Here is a 14,044-nt window from a genome sequence, read left to right as displayed (position 1 = left end):
CAGATTTGATTCTAAAGCGTTTGAGGAGTTTTTTTGAATAAAATGAAGAAAGTATGATTTTTTAAAGCGTTTTTCAAGATTCCTTTTCAAACGAATTGTTGATGTGTTATAGTAAGAAAGGTTCGTTTTTCAAATAAAAAAACAAGCAGAAATTAGAAATGGAAGTGTACATATTTATGAAAAAATTTACAGCATCAGCAATCACATTGCTAGCAACGCTTACTTTAGCAGGGTGTTCATCATCGAGCGAAGATGTAGCAACAATCGGAGATAACGGCTCTGTTTCAAAAGAAGAATTTTATGAAGCAATGAAATCTTCTGTGGGAGAAAATACTTTACAACGATTAATCTTAACAGAAGTATTGGAAAATGAAGTTGGCAAAAATGACTACAAATCCCAAGCTGAGGCAGAAGTTTTAGCAACAATGGAGTCTGTTGGCGGCCAAGAAACTTTCTTGGGATTAATCCAACAAATGGGCTTTGCAACTCAAGAAGAGTATACAAGTCAAATTCACTTGAATTTATTAATGGATGACGCGCTTAGAGATAGAACCAGCTTCACTGATGAAGAAGTACAAGCTTACTACGATACCTACGAACCAAACATCACCGCTTCTCACATTTTGGTAGAAGATGAGGATCTTGCTAAAGACCTGATTAAACAAATTAATGAAGGAGCAGATTTTGCTGAATTAGCTGCAGAGAATTCAACTGATGGCACTGCTCAAAATGGTGGATCTTTAGGTTCATTCGGAAAAGGACAAATGGTTGCTGAGTTTGAAGAAGCTGCATTTGCTTTAGAAGAAGGCGAAATGTCACAAACTCCTGTTAAAACGGAACATGGCTACCATATTATTCTAGTTACTGAAAAACCTGAAAAAGGTACTTTTGAAGAAGAAGAAGAAAACGTTAAAGAGTTAATGATAAACGAAAAATTATCAGATTCTGCATACTTGGATGAAGTTATGACAACGATCATGAAGGATGCTGATATCAATATCAAGGATGCGGATTTGAAAAATGCAATGGATGCTTTCTTGGGAGAGACAGAAGAAGTAGAAGAATCTACTGAAGAAGACGCTGCTACAGAAGAATCTGCAACGGAGGAATCTGCTACAGAAGAGTCAGCTGAAACTGAATCAGCAGAAACTGAATCAGCAGAATAATTGAATAGCAACCTTGAAGCTGGGATAGCTATCCCAGCTTTTTTGTAGACTAGGGGATTATAAGTTCAGCCAACAATGTCTAGCTCCCAAGTCCTGACCTAATGAAAAAAAGATAAATTTGCCCCATTGCGCGCTTCGCTGCTCATTCAGGGTCAAATTTCCTATTTTTTCATAGGCCAAGGCGGACTTGTCCACTTTTCTTAATAGCTTAGGGTGTTGTAATTTCTGCTATCAAAGTCTAACTGTACATTCCCAGTCTATTGCAAAAGATAAATTTCCGTTTTTCTTATTTTAGGATTTTATCAGATAAAAGGAGTCATTCATTTGTGTACTTTCCTTGATAAAAGCAGTTTATCAAGGAAAGGCTCGATTTTTATTGCTAACTTTCCCTGATAAGTAATCAATATCAAGGAACGCCCAAATTTAAACGCCCCGTTTTCCTTGATAAGTCTCTCGGATTCTTCTAGCTTTACTTTCTTTACGGGAAAACTCTTCGTAATAAACATCCAATTACTATCAGCACAAACAAAAAGGATGGACCTAGGTCTCATCCTTTTTGTTCTATTCAGTTTGTGCTGGAGGTGTTACGTTTGGCTTATAGAAGGAACGATTTTCTAAACCGAAAATACGCTCACTGAAACTGCCTTCTGTAGTGCGTTGCAAAGCTGTATCAATCATGTTGATGGATGCGTCCAAGTTATCTAAATAATGGATAATCTCTGCTTCTAATAAATGTGGCAATACAGGGGACCCGTACTCCATTTTCCCATGATGCGCTAAAACAACATGTTTCAATAAAATAATATCTTCATTGTCCTCACTAATCTTCAAGGCTTCACAAGCTTTTGTAATTTCCTCATCAATTAAAACGATATGTCCAATCAAATTTCCCTTCAAGGTATATTCTGTTGAAAGGCTTCCTGTCAGCTCAATGGTTTTTCCAATATCATGTAAAATAACGCCGCCATATAATAATGACTGACTGACTCCTGGATAGTTCTTTACAACCGTTTTTGCCAACCGAAGAATTGAAATTGTATGAAAACTCAGTCCGCCAGGAAACGCATGATGATGACGTTTCGCTGCAGGAAAATCAAAGAATTCTTTATGAAATTTCTTTAACAAATATCGAACAACTCGATTAATTGGCGCGCTTGTTATTTCGAATAACGTTTGATTAATCTCTTCAATCATATCTTCTGTACGAATTGGAGCGCGTTCCATATACAGTTCAGGAGAAGATGGTTCCCCTGCTTGAGCCAATCTCATTTTGCTAATGCGTAATTGAGGGTTGTTTTGATACAACTCGCGTTTACCAGAAACAAAGACTACCGTCCCCGCTTGGAAACGATTGATATCTTCTTCTTTGGCATCCCAAAATTTACCGTCTATCTGACCGCTTTTATCTTGGAAAGTAAAAGCGATAAACGGCTTATTATTTTTTGCTTTGCGCACATCTGCACTCTTGATTAACATAAAAAGCTCGAATGATTCATCCAGATTATATTCAAATACCTTCTTGGTCACAATAACACTCCCTTTTCCATTCCCTATTAGTTTAGCATATTGATTTGTTCCTCATGTACAATTTCTTTCACACTTTCATCAAAAGTGAAAAAGAAAATCTGGACAGAAGAACTTAATTCTTGCATCAATTGGTACATTACTTCTTTTCGATTTCCATCAAAGTTTACGAATCCATCATCAATGATAATTGGCAAATTTGCAATATCAGCTGTATTCTTTATAAATGCAAATCGCATAGCGATATACAATTGTTCAATGGTTCCTTGTGACAGCTCAAAAGGCTCATAAACGGTCCCATTCTGATGTTGAATTTTTATGCCTGATTTTTGAAAAACAATACGCGAATAATTTTGTTTCGTTAATGTATGGAAATAAGCGCTCATGTCTTCTAATAATGCTGGAAAACGATTATCTTTCCCATAACGCAAAGTTTCTTCCAGCCATTCAGCTGCTACGACTTTCTTAGCCCATTCTACGATCATTTCACGCATTTCAGTTTCAGCTATTGCATAATCTTGTAGCAAGGAACTATAAGTACCGCCTTTTTCCAAAATCCGAATATCATGATTTCTTTCCACTTCTTCTTTTTGATTAGCTTTCATTTCTAACTGCAGATCTGCTAATTTTTGTTGATTGGAATTCAATCGTTTTATTGCCTTTTCTTTATCTGGATATTTCTCAAAAATTGCTTTCTTACCTTCCAGCTGTTCCTCAAGGAAAGAACGTCTTCTTTTTTGATTTACCTGCTCATCTTTGGCATGCAACAACTGGTAAAATTCTGCTTCTGTTTCTACTTTTGCATTTTGTAATAATTCTTGTCGTTTTTGATGATGCTCTTTCAACTGGCTTTGAACAGTTTCTAGATTCGCTTGAAGTTCGGCAATCTTTTCTTCTGTATTTTTGCTCATGCTATCTTCTAAGATAACCGATTGATGGAGTTCATTGAATTGCTCGATAAATTCTTTCATATCCAAATGGTTGATGCCAAAATGATCTCGGATAAACTGACTCTGCTCATACCAATTATTCAATGTCTGTTCCACGTCTTGCTGTTTTTGCTGGGTCGCAGTTATTTTTTCTTCCAACTGGGAAATTTTAACAGCCGGCTTCTCGGATAATACCCTATCTAATGAGTATGATAAAGGATAGTTTTCAGCAATCAGCCAATTTTGTTGCCGCTGCTGCTCTTCATTCCACGCCATTTCATGAGCTTCTTGTTTATTCAACAATTGAATCAAAATATCTTGTTCTTGTTGCTCTTCTGCTTTTAATTCTTTTAATCGTTCACGCAGTGTCGCTTGTTGGATATAGTCAGCCATTTGAAAAGTATCGGCCTGATCAGCAGGTTGAACCTTTCTTTGCTTGTAAAATAGAAAAACAATGCTTAAGGCAGCTATTCCAGCTGCTAAGGCAGAAGCCAACCGATAAGCGGGGAACAAAGTAATAAGCGTAATCGCCACAAAAAAAATAACCAAAGGAATGATTATAAAATTCATTTTTTTTGTGTTTTTCGTAGATGACTGCTGGTTAGATGATTTCGCTTTTGTTTCCCATAAACGAAACTCTTCCTCAGATACGGTTTCTTTCTCCATTTCGCTGATTTTACTTTCCAAAGCATCTACTTTTCGCTCTACTGTTCTTAAATTCTGTGAAACATCAGTCATTGCTTGTTGAACGGCGTGTGATTTTTCTAGTAATAGACAAGCTTCTGCTTCTTTTTCTTCAGTAAAAGGTTCAATCGATTCATCCATCCTTAATCCGATTGTACGTTTAAGGATAATTAACTCTGCCTCGTCTTCTTTACGTGCCTCTTCTAAAAAAAGACTCTGATTCATTTGAGTCGAAACAGTCGAGAAATCATGTTGAAGAGCATTCCATTCGTTTTGGTGATTACGATACCACTGAGCATGTGAATAATCCTCAAATTTCTTGTGCTCATTTTTTATTTGTTCTTGCAAGGATGTCTGTTTTTGAATTCCTTCTGAAATTTTTTCTTGCAGCCAGTCCCATTTTTTACGAGCATCTTTCGGTATATGACTCGCGTCTACCGCCGCAATTTCTTTTTCGAGCTGCAACCATTCAAGGTAATAATCATTTAAACGAATTGCTTCGCTTACATCATTATTCTCCCTTTCCAATTGCTGCTGCTTTTCAACTAAGTCACTTATTCGTGTCTGAATGGTTGCTGCTTCAACGAGTATATTTTCATACTCGTTATTCTTTTTTTTGGCTTCTTGCAACTGCAGCCACTTATTTTCAGTTTCTTTTATTTTTTGGTTTAACGGTGGTTTGGTTCCTGTAGGTAAAAATTCTTTTTTAGCTTCTTTACGATATTCTTCGGCAAGCTGCAATAACCGTTCGCTGCCACTTGTGCCGACTCCTAATAAATAACGGTTCAAATCTTCTTTTTTTACTTTCGCTAAATCAAGCAGCCGATCAATTTTAAAAACATATAATAATTCATAAGTTTGACGATCCACCCCTAACAAATAAGAAGCAATATGATCGACAACTTCCTGATGGCCATTTTCGTAGGTAATCACTGCTTTTCCACGGTGACGATCTTTCATGCGCTCAATGATCACTTTGCCAAAACGCGTTCCGCTCAGAAAAATACGCCCGCCATAGGCTTCCCCTTGCTTTGGGATATAGATATTGGTATCTTTTTTGCGCGCAGAAGGAAAACCGAAAAACATTGTTTGAATAAAAGAAGATAATGTACTTTTTCCAGCCTCATTATTTCCTAGGAAAACTTGCAAATTCGTTAAATCTGAAAACTTTTTTTGAAGCCATTTTCCATAACCGTAAATTTCAATCGTTTCGATTTTCAACTTGTTTCTTCACCTTCTTCAAATGCAATGTCTTCAAATAATACTCTTTTAGCTGCTTCTAAAATTTCGTCCCGAAGTTCTTTATCGTTTTCCAATTCACTAAAACGACCACGAATAATACTATTCTTAAATAAATCTTGCAGGGTATCTTGGTATTTTTCTTCGTCTAGAAAAGCCTGCCCGCTTTTTTCAAAGCTGTCTTGCATGGACTCGTCATAACGAAATAATAACTGCTCTTTTTTTGGAGCCAATATAAGTTTATATAAATAAACCATATGTTGTCCCATACTTTGATTGATTCCCGCCAGTAAGTCGCCATCTTGGATTTTTTTGATGACATCTTTTGGCAATTCCAGGTATTCATCCAGTGTAATCGACAGCAATATCTTTTGATTTTCTTCTGCTTCCCGCTCGCACTCTTCCTCGATTTTTGCATACAGACTCTGTAAGCTTCCTACTGATTCAAGCGAAAGTCTTTTCTCTTTCCAATTGATGGGCGCAGTTGAAATAAACTCTTGCGTAGATTCACTGCCCTTTTCCATGGTAATCAGATAGGCTCCTTTTGCGCCTGTTTCGTTCGGATTTCTTCCTTGAATATTTCCTGGATAAAGAATAAAAGGAGACGAGTATAAGATCTCTCTTTTGTGAATATGCCCTAATGCCCAATAATCATAAGATAAATCTAATAAATCATTGATGGAAAATGGCGCATAGACCCCTTCTTTGGAAGCAGAACCCTCCAAGTATCCATGCAGCATGCCAATATGAAATTCTGCCTGTCGATGTCTTTTTGGATACTGTTCAATCATTCGTTCTTTTACCCAGCGCGTGGGATAACTGAATCCTGAAATGGCTACCGTTTCATTTCCTCTCGTCTTAAAGAGGTGTGTTTCTGGCTTCACATCAAATATGATGACGTTTGGAGGCATTTGTATGCGCAGGCTGTTTCGCCCCATAAAATCGTGATTTCCATGCAATAAATAGACCATGATATCAGCTTCTTCTAAACGTTTCATCTGATCACGAAAAAAAGCTTGTGCTTTTACACTTTGATTTTCCTCATCGTATATATCTCCGCTAATTAACAAAAAATCAATTTTATTTTCAATTGCACTTGTTACAATATTTTGAAATGACTGAAAGGTCGATTGATAGACCGCTTCAAATAAAGTAGGATGCAATTGTTTTAGTCCTTTAAATGGACTGTCTAAATGCAAATCAGCTGCATGTATAAAGCGGATCATCTACTCCACCCCTTTCTATTAATCGTATACAAAGAAAAAAGCTTCATCTTTTTGAACTGGGCTGGTTTATCCAAGACCAGCAGGTGCTGAGAAAATGGATTCTTTCGTACCAGCTCCGTATCCTAAAAAGACAAAGCCACATTTTTAGTTCAAATCATTACTGTTCTTCAGTAGGTGCGCCAGCACTGTACATTTCTTGTAATGGTCGAACAATTATTTTATTGATATCTTCTATTACAACACTCAATTGTTGTTCTGCAGTCATCATGCTTTTGATCAACTCATTAGTAGAGGCACGTCCAGCAATTTCTTGAGCTTCTTCAATGTACTCTTCTGTCAGGCCTTCGCCACTCATTTGTTTCATTTGAATCTCTTGTTGCACACGAGTAAATTCACCAAACAATTGAGCTGCCTCTTCGTCTTTTGTAACAGCTTCGTATGACTCTGTTAATTGAGCAAATGCAGGTTGTTCGCGTAAAGCACTTTCCAATTCATACGCAATGTCATAAATATTTTTCATAATTTCAGTCCTTTGCAATTTTCTTTATTTATCATAACATTTATGAGAAAACATTACCAGAAAAATAGCGAAAATACGTTCGTTTTTTAGTTGGTTGCTTCTCTTTTGTTCTAACGGAAAAATCCTGAAGCCCAATCTAGGAATTCTTTTGATTTTTCCTCTACTTTCCCGCCAAATTCTGTGAGATCATCAATCAAACCATCGACTCTTTCCGCCCAATTGGTCCCACTGGCTTCCTCTTCTTGGGTTGCTTCATCAATGCTTGCAACAGAAAAATCAGTACTTGGGCTTACACCCAACAAATTACCCATCTCATTACTGAATAAGTTATAAAACATCATTCCAATGTCATTTAGGTTATTATCTGCCGTTGTTTCATCGAATCCAATCCAAGTAGCCACACTGATATCTGGTGTATAAGCAATCATCCATTTTGTACGGTCATAAGTTGTTTCTGCATTCACTTCTGAAGTTCCTGTCTTGCCAGCGATTTGCATGCCATTGTAAGGCTGCGCACCGTTCCCGGTTCCGCCTGGTGCATAAACTTCCAACAGCATCGTTGTCATTTTATCTGCAACTTCAACAGAAGTGACCCGAGACGTTTTGACTTGTGTGTTGTCGACAATCACTGCTCCAGTGGCATCCACGATTTTGGTAATGATACGTGGTTCTGCTCGTTGACCGCCATTTGCAAAGACAGAATAAGCACTTGCCATTTGTAAAGGAGAAACGCCGTCCATATCGCCTAATGCAATATCTCCATAAATCTTATCCTCTTCGCGTACAGGAATACCGAATTGCTTTAATTTATTGACCGATTTATCAATTCCCATCTTATCCAATAAATAGACGGCTGTTGTATTTTTACTTTCTGCAATGGCTTGATACATCGGTATTTCGGCATATGCACTATATAAATCATAGTTTTGTACGGCATATTCAGTCGGCCCATATGTCAATGTGTCATCATCCATAATCAATGAATCAATATCATATCCTGATTCTAAAGCAGGCGTATAGATTGATAATGGTTTAATGGTTGAAGCTGGCGGCACACGCATCTGTGTTGCCCGGTTAAATCCACGGAAAGCATGCTCTCCGCGTCCGCCGACCATTGCCAATACATCCCCCGTTTGAGGTTCAATCGCGACCGAAGCACTTTGCATCAAAGTTCCATCTTCCCCGTCAATAAAATAAGCATATTCAAAGGTTTGATCCATTTGATACTGATAATCTTGATCCAATCCGGTATAGATTTTATAGCCACGATTCAAAATATCTTCTTCATCCAGATTGTAGGTATAAATGGCCTCATCAATGACTGCATCAAAGTAATACGGATAATTATAACTACTATTGGATGCATAATTGTCATACAAATAAATATCTTCCGCCATTGCAGCATCAGCAGTTTCCTGGTCTACAAAACCATTATCTGCTAATAATTGCAAAACAAGATCACGTCGATTAATACTTGCTTCATAATCATCAATAGGATTATAAATACTTGGGCCCTTTAATATAGCCGTAAGAACTGCAGCTTCGGCTAAGCTTACATCCATAGCTGATTTCCCAAAATATCTCTGAGAAGCATCTTCTACGCCCCACACACCGTTACCGAAATAAGAATTATTTAAATACATTTCCAAAATGTCTTCTTTAGCATATTGCTTTTCAATCTCAAATGCCAAGAATAATTCTTTGGCTTTCCTAATCAAGGTCTGATCCAAGGTTAAATAGGCATTTTTGGCAAGCTGTTGGGTAATTGTTGAACCGCCTCCCGTAATGGCTCCTCTATTCAAAATAATCCCGACAGCAGCACGTGCAATCCCGATTGGGTCTGCCCCTTTGTGTGTGTAAAATCGTTTATCCTCTGTAGAAATAACCGTATTTTGGATATTCGGAGAAATTTCTTCAAGAGAAACGAATGTCCCTTTCTGTGAATATAATTCTCCCGCCTCTTCGCCATATCGGTCATAGACAACCGTTGTTTGTTCAAGCCCCGCTCGTAAATTTTCAACATCCGCTGTTTTGGCTAAATAAACCAAATAGCTGCTACCGACAAAAATACCGACTAAAGACATCAGTATAAGCAGTTTATTAATGCGATATCTTCGCCAAAAGTTCTTTAGTTGCACATATACATGGCTCAACCATTTTTTCAACTTTATTTTCCATTCATTTTTCATTATATTGTCATCCTTTATTGAGATTAAAAAACATTTCTCCATTTAAACGTAATCATAGCAAGTTTTCTTGATAAAAAGAACCTACTTAAGTAGTATTTTCATGTACTTAGTATAGCGTAACCTTGTTCGATTAAGCTAAATAAATTGTCTACCGTTGCAAATCCCTCGATTTGATTTATAATTTTATCATAGATAAATTTAAATAAGGCTAATTTTTTATTAAATTGAAGGCTAGAAAAGATTTATTTACAGTTTATACAAAAAAGGTGGGTGATTCCGTTGGGGCAGTGCACGTCAGACGAATATTCTCAGTAGACCAAAAGAAACCATGCAACAAGAATTCTTTTGGTCCTTTCCACACCCTATTTTTTAACACCAAAAGCTTTCTTGTGAGTGTTCCATAATTGGAATGAAAATCATAGGAGGTGAAGCTCATTTTTATGAGCCTATAAAATGAATATATCAACTGGATTAATTTTGTTCTTTCTCATATTATTTATTGCTTCTTTTTTTGTTATGTCTGAATATGTATTGGTACGTATCCGACCTTCCCGCTTAGATTTTTTAATCAGCAATGGCAATAAAAATGCAAAAATCCTAAAAAATATGACCGTAAAATTAGATACTTATCTTTCCGCGACGCAGCTTGGCGTTACAATCACTTCCTTAGCACTAGGTTGGTTAGGGGACCCGACTTTTAAACGAATTTTCGACAATTTGTTTGCGAATTTCACCATGCCGGCTCGCGTTTCTACTGTTCTATCGTTCTTGATTTCCTTTATCATTTTAACGGCTATTCAAGTGATTATTGGAGAACTTGTACCAAAAAATATTGCCATCACGAAAACAGAACAGCTCGGCCTAAAGCTAGCCCGTCCTCTTAATATCTGGTATAAAATCATGTATCCGCTAATTTTTATTTTAAATAAAACAGCGAATGGGATTTCGAAAGGTTTAGGATTCCAGACTTTTTCTGAATCAGATGACAATGTATCCGAAGAAGAATTACGCATGATTATGAGTGAGAGTTTAAAGAGTGGAGAAATTAACCACGAAGAATACCAGTATGTAGAAAATGTTTTTGATTTTGATGAACGAATGGCACGTGAAATCATGGTTCCTCGTACAGAAATGGCTGTTTTGTGGGCAGAAGACTCACTGGAAGATATTGCAGCGACTGTACAAAAAGAAAAATATACTCGCTATCCTGTTGTGGAAGGCGATAAAGATAATATTCTGGGCACAATCAATACAAAGGAAATCTTTTCTGCATACATTGAAGCCATCCAGACAAATACAGCTGATCAATTTGATATTCATCATTATTTACGTCCGGCAGTTACAGTCATTGAAACATTGCCGATCAAAGAACTGCTAGTAAAAATGCAAAAAGAACGAAATCAGCTAGCTATTCTTATTGATGAATATGGCGGTACGAGTGGTTTGATTTCGATTGAAGACATCGTCGAAGAAATTGTGGGAGATATTTCAGATGATTTTCAAACAGAAGAACAGCCTGACTTTGTCAAACTAGGAGAAAATCATTACCGCATCCGAGCGCGCATGCTGATTGACGATGTAAACGAAGTATTTGGTTTGAATATCGAAGAAGAGAATGTCGATACAATCGGTGGCTGGATTTTAAATGAAAAATACGATATTGAAGTCGGTCAAGAAATCATTCAAAAGGATGTTCTGTTTAAAGTCATTCAAAAAGAAAAAAATTCCATCGAATTGGTAGATGTATTTATTAATCACGACGGCACGACACTCGATATCGAGGATGAAGAATAAAGAATGCCAGAAAAAGAAAGTACAGCTCTGATTTGAGGGCTGTACTTTACTTTTTGCCGGTTTTTTAAAGTACAGCGCCAATTTCGAACCTGTACTTTACTTTTTGCCGGAATGTTAAAGTTTTTTCAGTTACATTAACTACTATCTCTCAATTTAGCACCAAAAAAACCGCTAGCTGCATTACTACATGCTCGCTAGCAGTTTTCATTTTCTACTTAGAAGTTTTCTCAATAAATTCGTGATCATTTGGAATTCTGCCGAATCTTGTCTCTACATTAATTTCAGCAATCTTTTCCATATCTTCTGATGTTAATTCAAAATCAAACAAAGAAATGTTTCCAGCGATACGACCTGGATTCACAGATTTTGGAATAATGACGGTATCTCGTTCGATATGCCAACGTAAAACAATCTGTGCGCTTGTTTTACCATATTTCTCGCCTAACTCTTTTAATACTGGATGCATCAACAAATCGCTCTTTCCTTGGCTTAACGGCCCCCAAGCTTCATGTACGATTTCCTCATTCTTCATGTAGCCATGCAGTTCATTTTGAGGAAAATAGGGATGTGTTTCAATTTGATTGATCATCGGTTTAACTTTTGCGTATTCTTTCATACTTTCTAAATGTTCAATCGTAAAATTGGAAACGCCGATTGCTTTTATTTTTCCTGCTTCATACAATTCTTCCATGGCTTGCCAACTGCCTTGCACATCCTTGCCATACCAATGAATTAAATAAAGATCCAAATAATCAGTTCCCAGTTTGTCCAATGTTTCTTGCAAGGCGATTTTTGTTTTTTCATATCCTTGCATGTTGTTCCATAATTTCGAAGTGATAAAAAGGTCCTCGCGTGTAATCCCGCCTTCTTTCAATGCCTTTCCTAAAACCTCTTCATTCCCATAAGCAGCAGCTGTATCAAAATGACGATACCCGACATGCAAAGCTTGTTTCACTGCCCAATCAGTCTCATTTGCATCTTCCATTAAAAAAACACCTAAACCTACTTGAGGTATTTCTACTCCGTTATGTAAAGTAATCGATGGCACTGTCATTTGATTAGCTCCTTCGTTTTTTATTTAATAATTATGTTCGTACGGTCCAGTTCTTTTTGTTCCATAAAGAACGGCAATAAATCTTCAATCAGAAGCGGTAATTTTCCTTCTTCATCGCTCTCCATTGTCCAGACCAGTAGCGGCTCATGCAGACTTAAACGCAAAATAAACCATCCTTCACCGTATCTTCCACTAAAGTTCGCGCGAACCCCTTCCAGATGATTTTCGACTAACGATAGATCTTCTTTCGTTCGCAAATATTCTTTGAAAGAATCGATTATTCGATTGCCATTTTCAAAAATTGGTTCTTCAATAAGAACAAATCGATACTCCATTGTTTCTAGTGGTTGTTTTAATTTCTTTATCAAATCACTCAAACTTTTTCCTTCTGCCAGTAAAGTCGCATCTGCCATCAATAATTTTGCGATTAAATACGCGCCATCATCCAAGAAGTAATTCTCTTTTAAAGCAGCATGTCCACTGGTCTCAATTGCCAGCACAGCATTTTTTCCTTTTTTATCCAATTCAATTGCACGGTTAATAACATTGCGATATCCGGTTAAATAAAGATCTTGCTCTCCGCCCAAATCAATTAAGAATCTTCCTAAATGTTCGGAAGTTGCAGAGTTGGTAACAATCGTAGCGCCTGGTTGTTCCTTCAAAAGAACAGCGGAAATTAAAGCAATTAAGTTATTGCGGTTCATTGCACGTCCATCTGCATCCATTAAAGCAGCTCTGTCTACATCCGTGTCGAAAATAATCCCAAGATCTGCTTTATGCGTCAATACGGCTTCTTTCAAGCTATTCATTGCCTCTTTATTATCTGGGTTTGATTCATGATTTGGAAAGCTTCCATCTGGATCAAGAAATTGGCTTCCGCTTGTATCGGCACCCAGTGGCTTCAAGACCTGTTCAACAAAGAAGCCTCCTGCCCCATTTCCAGCGTCCACTACAATGTGTCTTCCTGTTAATGGTTTTTCTGGATTCGGATTTTCTGGAATACCCTTGCGGATTTTGTCCACTAAATCTTGCGCATAAACGGTTAACAAATCTTTCTCAATAACGGTTGATTTTACTTCTCCTTCGATTTCATCAGAAACGTCAGAAGCAATTGCTAAAATTTGCTCGATATCTTCATGCTCTGCTCCGCCTGATCTTGTAAAAAACTTCAATCCATTATATTCAAACGGTAAATGACTGGCTGTAATCATAATGGATCCATCTACTTTAAAATCATCATAAATGGTTGCCATAAACATGGCTGGAGTCGTTGCAAGCCCACAATCAAGTATTTCTACCTGCTCGTGCTGCATTCCTGCAAATAGCGCTTGCTTTAACTCGTCCCCTGATAAACGACTATCTTGGCCAATCGCGATTTTTAGCGTTTGTCCCTCTTTTGGTAATTTCTTTTCTTCTTGTAACCATTTTACAAATGCACAACCGATTTTCGTTGCACGCTCTGCAGTCAACGTCGCATCGTGTGTAGGCGTTGTTATCGCGATACCACGAATATCCGAGCCGTTTTGCAAAGAGAGTAAGCCTGTATTTTCTGACATATCTTTTTCTCCTTTTTGGCACATGATAGCCCTATTATACCTCTTTTGTTTAACGATTTCACCGCTAACAATTTTGATATTACTTTTTTGTAACAAAATGCTAAAAAACGCTCTTTCCTGTATAATAAAACTATACAGTCAAATATTCTATAGGAGGAAAAAT

At 37.2% G+C, this 14,044-nt stretch carries 9 protein-coding genes; 2 read left to right on the top strand and 7 right to left on the bottom strand.

Features of this window, described 5'->3' with window-relative positions; translation table 11 throughout:
- The first annotated feature begins 176 nt into the window (after window positions 1–176).
- Window positions 177–1,166 (top strand): peptidylprolyl isomerase, encoded by a 990-nt coding sequence (locus EJN90_RS10400; protein WP_126110972.1) that lies wholly within the window; start codon window positions 177–179, stop codon window positions 1,164–1,166.
- Between the two features lie 561 nt (window positions 1,167–1,727).
- Here the strand turns inward: EJN90_RS10400 and EJN90_RS10395 are convergent.
- The 5 genes from EJN90_RS10395 to EJN90_RS10375 form a co-directional block, all read right to left on the bottom strand.
- Window positions 1,728–2,642, bottom strand: coding sequence for a 3'-5' exoribonuclease YhaM family protein (locus tag EJN90_RS10395; protein WP_126112427.1), 915 nt, complete (start codon window positions 2,640–2,642; stop codon window positions 1,728–1,730).
- Between the two features lie 77 nt (window positions 2,643–2,719).
- Window positions 2,720–5,524: an ATP-binding protein gene (locus tag EJN90_RS10390; RefSeq protein WP_126110970.1), complete on the bottom strand. Its 2,805-nt coding sequence runs from the start codon at window positions 5,522–5,524 to the stop codon at window positions 2,720–2,722.
- The gene (locus tag EJN90_RS10385) at window positions 5,521–6,768 is read right to left on the bottom strand and encodes a metallophosphoesterase family protein (protein ID WP_126110968.1); all 1,248 of its coding nucleotides are present in this window, start codon (window positions 6,766–6,768) and stop codon (window positions 5,521–5,523) included. Before EJN90_RS10385 ends, EJN90_RS10390 begins: the two co-directional genes overlap by 4 nt.
- 157 nt (window positions 6,769–6,925) lie before the next feature.
- Window positions 6,926–7,288 carry a YlbF family regulator gene (locus tag EJN90_RS10380; protein ID WP_227872502.1) on the bottom strand — a complete coding sequence of 121 codons (363 nt, stop codon included), beginning with the start codon at window positions 7,286–7,288 and terminating at the stop codon, window positions 6,926–6,928.
- A gap of 110 nt (window positions 7,289–7,398) precedes the next feature.
- Window positions 7,399–9,477 carry a PBP1A family penicillin-binding protein gene (locus EJN90_RS10375; protein ID WP_227872501.1) on the bottom strand — a complete coding sequence of 693 codons (2,079 nt, stop codon included), beginning with the start codon at window positions 9,475–9,477 and terminating at the stop codon, window positions 7,399–7,401.
- 453 nt (window positions 9,478–9,930) lie between these two features.
- On the opposite strand from EJN90_RS10375, the gene EJN90_RS10370 reads away from it, so the two are divergent.
- On the top strand, window positions 9,931–11,271 hold the full coding sequence (locus tag EJN90_RS10370) for a hemolysin family protein (RefSeq protein ID WP_126110964.1): 1,341 nt from the start codon (window positions 9,931–9,933) through the stop codon (window positions 11,269–11,271).
- Window positions 11,272–11,482: 211 nt separating this feature from the next.
- On the opposite strand, the gene EJN90_RS10365 is transcribed toward EJN90_RS10370, so the two are convergent.
- Window positions 11,483–12,325, bottom strand: coding sequence for an aldo/keto reductase (locus tag EJN90_RS10365; RefSeq protein WP_126110962.1), 843 nt, complete (start codon window positions 12,323–12,325; stop codon window positions 11,483–11,485).
- 20 nt (window positions 12,326–12,345) lie between these two features.
- The gene (locus EJN90_RS10360; protein WP_126110960.1) at window positions 12,346–13,881 is read right to left on the bottom strand and encodes a phosphohexomutase domain-containing protein; all 1,536 of its coding nucleotides are present in this window, start codon (window positions 13,879–13,881) and stop codon (window positions 12,346–12,348) included.
- Window positions 13,882–14,044 lie beyond the last annotated feature (163 nt).

It is taken from the genome of Jeotgalibaca ciconiae (assembly GCF_003955755.1).
GTDB classification, from domain to species: domain Bacteria; phylum Bacillota; class Bacilli; order Lactobacillales; family Aerococcaceae; genus Jeotgalibaca; species Jeotgalibaca ciconiae.
This window is presented reverse-complemented; position numbering and strand designations above follow the sequence as displayed.

Excerpts from the sequence above, each read along its gene's own strand:
- EJN90_RS10385 (WP_126110968.1), bottom strand. The coding sequence starts at position 6,768 with ATGATCCGCTTTATACATGCAGCTGATTTGCATTTAGACAGTCCATTT.
- EJN90_RS10365 (WP_126110962.1), bottom strand. The coding sequence starts at position 12,325 with ATGACAGTGCCATCGATTACTTTACATAACGGAGTAGAAATACCTCAA.
- EJN90_RS10375 (WP_227872501.1), bottom strand. The coding sequence starts at position 9,477 with ATGAAAAATGAATGGAAAATAAAGTTGAAAAAATGGTTGAGCCATGTA.
- EJN90_RS10400 (WP_126110972.1), top strand. The coding sequence starts at position 177 with ATGAAAAAATTTACAGCATCAGCAATCACATTGCTAGCAACGCTTACT.
- EJN90_RS10395 (WP_126112427.1), bottom strand. The coding sequence starts at position 2,642 with ATGTTAATCAAGAGTGCAGATGTGCGCAAAGCAAAAAATAATAAGCCG.
- EJN90_RS10360 (WP_126110960.1), bottom strand. The coding sequence starts at position 13,881 with ATGTCAGAAAATACAGGCTTACTCTCTTTGCAAAACGGCTCGGATATT.
- EJN90_RS10380 (WP_227872502.1), bottom strand. The coding sequence starts at position 7,288 with ATGAAAAATATTTATGACATTGCGTATGAATTGGAAAGTGCTTTACGC.
- EJN90_RS10370 (WP_126110964.1), top strand. The coding sequence starts at position 9,931 with ATGAATATATCAACTGGATTAATTTTGTTCTTTCTCATATTATTTATT.